The 6,870-nt window shown below is 76.2% G+C and carries 5 protein-coding genes; all 5 read right to left on the bottom strand.

Annotation, left to right across the window (positions count from 1 at the left end):
* Positions 1–135: 135 nt before the first annotated feature.
* On the bottom strand, positions 136–1,617 hold the full coding sequence (gene ispH, locus BGP03_RS26930) for a 4-hydroxy-3-methylbut-2-enyl diphosphate reductase (protein ID WP_296370114.1): 1,482 nt from the start codon (positions 1,615–1,617) through the stop codon (positions 136–138).
* 122 nt (positions 1,618–1,739) lie between these two features.
* Positions 1,740–3,659 carry a squalene--hopene cyclase gene (gene shc / locus BGP03_RS26925; RefSeq protein WP_296370017.1) on the bottom strand — a complete coding sequence of 640 codons (1,920 nt, stop codon included), beginning with the start codon at positions 3,657–3,659 and terminating at the stop codon, positions 1,740–1,742.
* 1 nt (position 3,660) lies between these two features.
* The gene (locus BGP03_RS26920; protein ID WP_296370015.1) at positions 3,661–4,668 is read right to left on the bottom strand and encodes a polyprenyl synthetase family protein; all 1,008 of its coding nucleotides are present in this window, start codon (positions 4,666–4,668) and stop codon (positions 3,661–3,663) included.
* Positions 4,665–6,044 (bottom strand): hydroxysqualene dehydroxylase HpnE, encoded by a 1,380-nt coding sequence (gene hpnE / locus BGP03_RS26915; RefSeq protein WP_296370012.1) that lies wholly within the window; start codon positions 6,042–6,044, stop codon positions 4,665–4,667. Before hpnE ends, BGP03_RS26920 begins: the two co-directional genes overlap by 4 nt.
* The coding region (locus BGP03_RS26910; protein WP_299737956.1) for a squalene/phytoene synthase family protein at positions 6,041–6,870 on the bottom strand (830 nt) is incomplete at its 5' end. The genes BGP03_RS26910 and hpnE, both read right to left, overlap by 4 nt.

Genomic DNA, 6,870 nt, shown 5'->3' with positions numbered 1-6,870 from the left:
CGCAACCGAGCCCTCGGACACGCCGCCTGAGCCCGGGGTTGACAGAGGGTGTCTCATCGCACGACCTCGCTGCGCTCGGTCGCTGCTTCGCAGAGGCGCTGTGTCGATGATTCGCTCACAAGCTCACTCATGTGACTAGCTCACTTCCTTGGGGAGGGTGAAGCGGACGTCCTCGGTGCCGGTGGTCGTCGTCTCGACGGTCACCGGCCCGAGGCCGGACAGGGTGGCCACCAGGTCGTCGACCAGGTGGGGTGGGGCGGACGCGCCCGCGCTGACGCCGATGCGGCGCGCGCCGGCGAGCCAGGCCAGGTCGAGCTCCCCGGCGTCGTCGACGAGGTGGGCCGGCACCCCGTCACGGGAGGCCACCTCGGCCAGCCGCACGGAGTTCGACGAGTTGGGCGAGCCGACCACCAGCACGAGGTCGGCGTCGGCGGCCACCGCGCGGACGGCGCGCTGGCGGTTGGTGGTGGCGTAGCAGATGTCGTCGCGGCGGGGCGCGTTGACGGCGGGGAAGCGCCCGCGCAGGACGGCGGCGATCTCCTCGGCCTCGTCGACGGCGAGGGTGGTCTGCATGGCGTAGGCGACGCGGTCGGGGTCGGGCACGGCCACGGTGGCGGCGGCCTCGGTGCTGTCGATCACCACGACCCCGGCCGGTGCCTCGCCGACGGTGCCCTCCACCTCCTCGTGGTCGGCATGGCCGATGAGGAACACGGTGTCGCCCCGGCTCGTGTGCCGGCGCACCTCGGTGTGCACCTTGGCCACCAGCGGGCAGGTCGCGTCGATGACCGCGAGGCCGCGGGCGTCGGCCTGCGCCCGGACGGCGGGGGAGACCCCGTGCGCGGCCAGCACGGTGACCGCACCGCGCGGGATCTCCTCCACCTCCTGCACGAACACCGCGCCGCGGCGCTGCAGCCTGCGCACGACGTGGGCGTTGTGCACGATCTGGCGGCGGACGTACACGGGCGCGCCGTAGCGGTCCAGCGCCCGCTCGACGATGTCGATGGCCCGCTCCACCCCGGCGCAGAACGACCGGGGCTCGGCGAGGGTGACCGTCCGCGGCCCGGTGGCGGCGAGCCAGTCGAGCAGGGCCGGCGCGGCCGCCTGCAGCGAGCGCAGTGCGGCGACCCCCCGGATCGCGGTCCCCGGCCGCAGCAACGGCGAGGACGGGGTGTCGACGACGGCGCGCACCACGGCGAACGCCTCGTCCCGACGAACGGCACCCTCGTCGGAACCTCGGTGACGAGAGTGTCGTCCGTCGGTGGCGGAGGTGGCGGAGGTGGCGGTGGCGGCCGCTGCGAGCCAGGCCGACTCCATGTCCACCGCCAGCGCGCCCGTCTCCGCGAGGGCCGTGCGTGCCGCCCCGTCCACCACCGTGGCCGACGAGACGATCGGGCCGACGTGCACGCGCAGGCCCAGCCTCCGCAGCGCGGCGGCCAGCGGTGCCGCGGTGGGCACGGGGATCGGGTCGGCCCCGTCGCGGCGGATCTCGTCGGCCACCACGAGATCACCCGGTTCGATCCCGTGCGCGAGTGCGCCCGCCACCCCGACGACGAGCACCGGCCGGGGTCCCCCGGCGGCGAGCCCCGCCGCCGAGGCCACCGACCGCTGTCGCCCCATCCCGGTGTGCCGCACGGTGAACGGTGCGAGCGCCCGCCGGAGCGCAGCCCACTCGATCCCGAGCGGAGCGCACACGACCGGCTCCGGCACGGACGCCGCCCCGGACCTGCGTCCCGGCGGGCTCACCGGGCGACCCCGGGCCGGGGGAGGGCGTGTCCGCCGTCGCGGCCGAGGTAGCGGCCCAGCGCGGAGATCGGGAAGACCAGCCGGTAGAGGTGGTAGTTGATGGAGAAGGCGCCCGGGAAGCCGGTGCCGGTGTAGTGGTCCTCGTCCCAGCCGCCGTCGGGGCGCTGGGTGTCCACCAGCCACGCGACGCCACGGTCGACGGCCTCCGACCGCTCCCCGGCGGCGAGCAGGGCCAGCAGTGCCCACGCCGTCTGGGACGGGGTGGAGGTGCCGCGCCCGATCCAGGACGGGTCGGCGTAGGAGCGGATGTCCTCGCCCCAGCCGCCGTCGTCGTTCTGGTGCCGCTCCAGCCACGCCACGGCGCGGCGGATCGGCGCCGAGCGCGGCGGGACGCCCGCCGCGACCAGGGCGGGGACCACTCCGCCCGTGCCGTAGACGTGGTTGGCGCCCCAGCGGCCGAACCAGGAGCCGTCGTCCTCCTGCGCGTCGAGCAGCCAGGCGACGCCGCGCCGGCAGGCTTCCGACCCGGTCCGGGCCTCCGCGGCGAGCATCTCCACGACGTGCGCCGTGACGTCGGCGGACGGCGGGTCGATCACGGCGCCGAAGTCGCAGAAGGGCAGCTTGGTGACCAGCGCGCGGGTGTTGTCGGCGTCGAAGGCGCCCCAGCCGCCGTCGCGGCTCTGCATGCCGACGTTCCAGGCCACCCCGCGGTCGACGGCGCCGCGCAGCCGCGCGGGGTCGGGATGGGCGACGCGCCGCAGCGCGAGGACCACCTCGGCCGTGTCGTCGGTGTCGGGGTAGCCGTCGTTCTCGAACTCGAACGCCCAGCCGCCGGGGGCGAGGTCGGGGCGGCGCACCGACCAGTCGCCGGGGACGTCGATCTCCTCGTCCAGCATCCAGTCGGCGGCCCGCACGACGTCGGGATCGGCCGGGTCGGCGCCGGCGTCGAGCAGCGCCGTGACGGCCAGGCAGGTGTCCCACACGGGGGACTGGCAGGCCTCCAGCCGCCGCACCACGCCGTCCGGCGTCTCCTCGCGGACGACGAACCGCTCCAGGCCGTCGAGCCCGGCGCGGACGGCCGGGTGGTCGAGCGGGTAGCCGAGCAGGTGCAGCGCGAGCAGCGAGTACACCCACGGCGGCTGGATGCCGCCCCAGGAGCCGTCGGCCTCCTGCCGGGCGAGCACCCACTCGGCGGCGCGGCGCATCGCGAGGCGGCGCAGCGGTCCGATCGGGCGGCGCGAGTAGCGGTGCAGGACGGCGTCGAGCCGTTCGAACGCGCCCGCCCAGGTGAGCAGCGGTGCGCGCTTCGGCGCGGGTGCGTGGGAGCGCAGCTCGTCGATCCCGAAGGGCAGCGGGCGCGCCGGCCGCAGCGTCGCCACCACCGTCAGCGGCACGACGGTCTGGCGGGCCCAGCACGCCCAGTCGTAGACGTTGAGCGGGAACCAGCGCGGCAGGAAGATCAGCTCAGGCGGCATGTCGGGCAGGTCGTCCCAGGGCCACAGGCCGAACAGGGCGAGCCAGATCCGGGTGAACACGCGGCTCTTCTCGACCCCGCCCCACGCCCGGACGAACCGCACCGCCCGCCGCATGTGCTCGTCCCCGGGATCGTCGCCGGCCAGCCGCAGCGCGACCCAGGCCTCGATCGTCGTGGACAGGTCGCCGGGGCCGCCGTGGAAGGTGGCCCAGGTGCCGTCGGGCCGCTGCTGGGAGCGGATCCAGCGGGCGGCTTCCGCCGTCTCCCGCGCGGTGCGGATGCCGAGGAACTCGCGCAGCAGCAGGTCCTCGGCGTCCATGGTCACGTTGGTGGCGAGCTCGCCCTTCCACCAGCCCGCGGGGTCCTGCTGCGCGCGGAGGTGGGCGACGGCGGCGTCGAGGGCCGCCTCGGTGGTGGTCGTGCGCGGCGCGGCGAGGGTCACGTCAGAACTCCCTTATCGCGAGGTACCGGCCCAGCGCGACGAGCTCCGCGCGGGGTCGGTCGGGCAGGTCGGCCCCGGCGAGGGCCTTCTCCGCGAGTGCGAGGCGGCGGCGCGCCTCGGCCGCGGCCCACTCCCGGCCGCCGCCCGCCTCGACGAGGGCGGCGGCCCGGAGCAGCTCGGCGTCGGTGGGCTCGGTGGTGCCGGCGAGCCAGGCCGCCAGCTCCCGCCCGTCGGCGCCACCGTGGTTGACCGCGTAGGTCACGGGCAGCGACTTCTTGCGCGAGCGCAGGTCCGACAGCACCGGCTTGCCCGTGACGGCCGGGTCGCCCCAGATCCCGAGCAGGTCGTCCACCAGCTGGAACGCCGCGCCGAGCTCGCCGCCGAAGGTGTGCAGGGCCGTCGTGACCAGGGCGGGCGCGCCGGCGAGCACGGCGCCGATCGACGCGCTGGTGGCCAGCAGCGACCCGGTCTTGCCGGCGGCCATGTCCAGGCACTCCTGGACGCCGACGTCGGTGCGCCCCTCGAAGGCGACGTCCTCGACCTGCCCGCGCACGAGCTCCCGCACGGTCGCCGACAACAGGTGCGCGGCCGAGGCGGCGTGCGGCGAGTCGGCCTCCAGCAGCACCTCGACGGCCACGGCGAGCATGCCGTCACCGGCGAGGATCGCCGACGGGGCGCCCCATCGGGCCCAGACGGTCGGTCGGTGGCGGCGTTCGGTGTCGCCGTCCATGAGGTCGTCGTGGAGCAGCGAGAAGTTGTGCACCAGCTCGACGGCCACGGCACCGGGCAGCCCGGCCGCGGCGTCGGCCCCGGCGGCCTCGGCCGAGAGCAGCGCCAGCGCGGGCCGCACGGCCTTGCCCGCGCCGGGTCCGGGGGATCCGTCGAGCCCGGTCCAGCCCAGGTGGTAGCGCGACTGCTCCCGGCTCGCGCGGTCGAGGCGGTCGACCGCGGCCTGCAGGGCCGGGGTGACGAGGTCGCGGCAGCGGGCCAGCGTGGCGGGGGCGCTCATGCCACACCCCTCGTGAGCGGAAATCGGTGCTCGGGCACCGATTTCCGCTCACGGGCGGCGGAGCCGCACGCCGTTTCCGCCGCGGCCTCACCGCTGCGCACGGCCCCCTCCATCGTGGCCGGCCATCCGGTGTCGGTCCACGCCCCGGCCACCGTGAGCCCGGGCAGCCGGGTGCGGGCGGGTGGGCGCAGGGCCGCGGTGCCGGGTGCGGGCCGGAAGGTGGCCTCCGGCTCGCGGGTCACGAAGAACTCCAGCACCCGGGCCTCGCGGGCGGCGGGCAGCAGCGCGGCCAGGGCGGGCAGCATCCGCGCCCGGATCGTGGCCACCGGCTCGCCGATCACGTCGTCGGCCGCCGACAGCGACACCGCGACGTACTGGGCGGGAGCCGGGTGCACGCGGTGCACGCCGGAGGGCCCGGTGCGGTCGAACACCCACTGCACGGGGGAGTCGATGCCCGCCGCGAACGGGGTGTCGAGCACCCGCCGGTCGTAGACGACGTGCACGTTGACGATCGGCGACCGGCCCAGGCCCTCGGCCCAGTCCGGGGGCAGGTCGAGGGCGCCCTCGGGCAGCAACCGGTGGGCCGCCGCCGGTGGCACCGCGCAGATGACCTGTTCGACCACGATGTCCTCCTTCTCGGTCCTGATCTCCCATCCCCCTGTGACGGGGCCGAGCGAGCGGACCTTCGCCCCGCGGTGCACCGTCACGCCCGCCCCGGCCAGCGCACGGGCGGCGGCGTCGTCGTGCAGGCGGCCCAGCGGCACGCGGGCCCAGCCGATGTCGCCCGCGGCGGTGTCGCTCAGCAACCCCAGCCGGAACACCGTGGCCGCGGGGGCGAGCGAGGCGTCGCCGGCGCGGGCGTTGAGCGTCGCGATCCCGACGAGGTCCCACAGCGCCTCGACCGCCCGCGGGCTCTGCCCGTGCCGGGCCAGCCACCCGCCGAAGGTCTCCGTGTCGGCGGTCCGCGGGTCGACGCCACGCAGCGCCAGCGCCGCGCCGACCAGCCGGACCCGGTCGGCCACGGGCAGCGGGCGGTACCGTAGGAGCGCCCCGGCCAGGTGCAGCGGCGCGGGCAGCCCGGACCGCCGCAGCCGGGCCGGTCGCCGACCGGGTACGTGGACGGGGATGTCGAGGCGTTCCTGCAGCGTCACGAGATCGACCACGCCGAGGCGGTCCAGCAGCGCCCGGTAGGAGGTGCAGCAGCGCAGGAACACGTGCTGGCCGGTGTCCACATCCAGCTCGCCGCGCCGGAACGACCCCGCGACGCCGCCCAGCCGCGGCCGCGCCTCCAGCAGCGTGACCTCGGCACCTGCGTCGGCACAGCGCAGCGCCGCGGTGACGCCCGCGAGCCCGCCGCCGACCACTCCGACCCTCATCCGCGCCCCGCGAGCGACCGCGCCGCGACGCCCGCCTTCTGCCACCCCGTCAGCGACCGCCGCTGGTGGTAGACCGACGGCGGGTCGGCCGCGATGTCGTCGAGCAGGTGCCGGTAGATCCCGGACATGGCGGCGGCGCAGGCTGCGCTGCGGCGGTCCAGGAGCGGCACCAGCCGCAGGCCGTCGGCGTACCAGCCCCGGGCGCGCTCGGCCGAGAACCGGATCAGCTCGGCCAGCCCGCCGGTCTTGTCCACCAGCACGCCGTGCTCGTCGAGGGTGAGCTCCGCGCCGAACCGGTCGAGGTCCTCGGCGGGCAGGTAGATCCGGCCGTTGTGCAGGTCCTCGCGGATGTCGCGCAGGATGTTGGTCTGCTGCAGGGCGATGCCCAGCTGGTCGGCGTAGAGCGCGGCTGCGCCGTCGGTCCCGCCCGCCCCGGGCCGGGAACCGAAGATCCCCAGGCACAGCCGCCCGACCGAGCCCGCGACCTGGCGGCAGTAGCCGACCATGTCGTCGAAGGTCGCGTAGAAGGTGGGATCGGCGCGAGCGTCCATCGCGACGTCGGCCTCCACCCCGTCGACGAGCTCGTCGAACGCGCCGAGCGGGATGGGGTAGCGGCGGGCCGCGTCGGCCACGGCGAGCACCACCGGATCGGACCGGTCCGCGTCCGCCCGCAGCGACGCGCGGACCGCCGCCAGCGCGGCCACCTTCTCGGCCGTCGGCAGGTCGCCGTCGCCGATGTCGTCGATGCGCCGGGCCAGCGCGTAGACCGCGCTCAGGGCGGAGCGTTTCGCCGGGGGCAGCAGGCGGATGCCGTAGAAGAAGTTCT

Origin of the sequence: Pseudonocardia sp. 73-21 (genome assembly GCF_001899645.1) — a bacterium.
GTDB lineage: Bacteria > Actinomycetota > Actinomycetes > Mycobacteriales > Pseudonocardiaceae > Pseudonocardia.
This window is presented reverse-complemented; position numbering and strand designations above follow the sequence as displayed.

Bases quoted from the DNA above. Each gene is read 5' to 3' on its own strand.
- ispH (WP_296370114.1), bottom strand. From the start codon at position 1,617: ATGGGGCGACAGCGGTCGGTGGCCTCGGCGGCGGGGCTCGCCGCCGGG.
- BGP03_RS26920 (WP_296370015.1), bottom strand. From the start codon at position 4,668: ATGAGCGCCCCCGCCACGCTGGCCCGCTGCCGCGACCTCGTCACCCCG.
- hpnE (WP_296370012.1), bottom strand. From the start codon at position 6,044: ATGAGGGTCGGAGTGGTCGGCGGCGGGCTCGCGGGCGTCACCGCGGCG.